Below are 1,875 nucleotides of genomic sequence, written 5' to 3'. Positions count from 1 at the left end.
AGGGTGTATCAAAATTCCGATACATCCTCTTTTCATATCCATCGGTAAAGAATGCATATAATGAAACAAAGCCCCGACTTTCCCAAGCCAAGGCTTTGCCATATCATAAAAATTTTGTATCTTTATGACATACAATCATATATATGTCAGCAAAGATACACTTTCGGGATTACAATCCCAAACAAACGATTCTTTTTCCCCATCGTCTTGACAAGGACATTGCGGGAAACGACCCTGTGCGCGTGGTTGACGCGGTAATTGATAACCTTAAGCTGGAAAACTTCCGCAAACTTTATAAAGAGCGCGGCCGCAGTCCATACCATCCGAAGATGATGCTCAAGGCCGTGATTTATGGCTACATGAACAACCTTTATTCCTGCCGTAAGATAGAGTCCGCCCTTAAGCGTGACATCCATTTTATCTGGCTGGCGGGTTATGAACAGCCGGACTTCAACACCATCAACCGCTTCCGCAACCGTGTGAAAGAAGAAATCAACCATGTATTCACACAGTTGGTGATAATACTGGCGGAAAAAGGATTCATCACTCTTGAGGTGGAATATATTGACGGTACAAAAATCGAATCGAAGGCCAACAAATATACTTTTGTATGGCACAAGACTACCGAGAGGAACCGTGCCAGGCTGATGGAGAAGATCAAGGCTCTTCTCGAACAGATAGATGAAGCCATAGCACAGGAAAACGTCCGGGAGGAAAACGGACAGGATTTCACACCGGCAGACCTCATGGATATTGCCGATGAACTCAACCGGTCTTTGGGGAAGGAACCTGAACCGGCAACAAAGCAGGAAAAGCGTCACCGGAAAGAAAAAGAGAGACAGATAAGGCAACTCAAGGAACATGCCGGCAAACTTGAAGGATATGACGAAAAGCTGCGCATCCTTGGCGAGCGCAACTCCTGTTCAAAAACCGACCCCGACGCCACGTTCATGCGCATGAAGGAGGATGCGATGAACAACGGGCAGACCAAACCGGGTTATAACCTTCAGATAGGAACGGAGAACCAGTTCATTCTTGACTTCGGCCTGTTTCAATCCCCCGGGGATACATTGACCATGATCCCGTTCTTCAACTCGTTTGCCGAGCGTTACCATAAACTGCCGGGCAAGGCGGTTGCCGATTCCGGCTACGGTTCGGAAGAAAACTACCGGTTCATGGATGAAGCCGGCATTGCCGCCTATGTGAAGTACAATTGGTTCCACCGCGAACAGCGGATGCACTATGAGCCCAACCCGTTCAGTCCGCAATCTTTATACTACAATGCCGAAGGTGACTATTACGTCTGCCCGATGGGACAACACATGAAACGTATCGGTACGGCACGGTCAAGGACGGAAAGCGGATATGTCACTGAAAGCGCACGATACAAGGCCCGTCGATGTGAAGGATGCCCGCTTCGTGGAAGCTGTTTCAAGGCTAAGGGGAACAGGATTATCGAAGTCAATCACCGGCTGGACGAATATCGGAGGAAAGCCGGGGAGAGGCTCACATCAGAAGAAGGGGTCAGACACCGGGGACGGCGGTGCATAGAGCCGGAAGCCGTCTTCGGACAGATGAAATACGACATGGCATACAAACGCTTCCGTCATTTTGGAATAGACAAGGTTGAAATGGACCTTGCCTTCTTTGCCATTGCCTTCAATCTAAAGAAAATGTGCTCAATAATGGCAAAAAAAGCCATTAAGGGAGGATATTGTCCAAAACAAAACCAATTTATGGCTATTCCTATAATTCTATATGCGAAGAATCAAAGATTTAAGAGATACTCTCTAAATAGGGCTGCCTAATAAATTCTAAGACTCAACAAAGGGAAAAAGAGGATGTATCAAATCTTCTCAATTTTGATACACCCTC

General features: G+C 46.8%; 1 protein-coding gene. It reads left to right on the top strand.

Going from position 1 to position 1,875, the window contains the following annotated elements; all coding sequences use genetic code 11:
- The first annotated feature begins 143 nt into the window (after positions 1–143).
- A complete protein-coding gene (locus QUW60_RS14890; RefSeq protein ID WP_289561468.1) occupies positions 144–1,808 on the top strand; it encodes an IS1182 family transposase in 1,665 nt (554 codons plus the stop codon).
- Positions 1,809–1,875 lie beyond the last annotated feature (67 nt).

The organism is Bacteroides gallinaceum, from assembly GCF_030373775.1.
Classification (GTDB): Bacteria; Bacteroidota; Bacteroidia; order Bacteroidales; family Bacteroidaceae; genus Phocaeicola; species Phocaeicola excrementipullorum.
The sequence above is the reverse complement of the archived record's forward strand: the minus strand, read 5'-3'. Positions and strand labels throughout refer to the sequence as shown.

Coding starts and splice junctions, on each gene's coding strand:
- QUW60_RS14890 (WP_289561468.1), top strand. CDS start 144: ATGTCAGCAAAGATACACTTTCGGGATTACAATCCCAAACAAACGATT.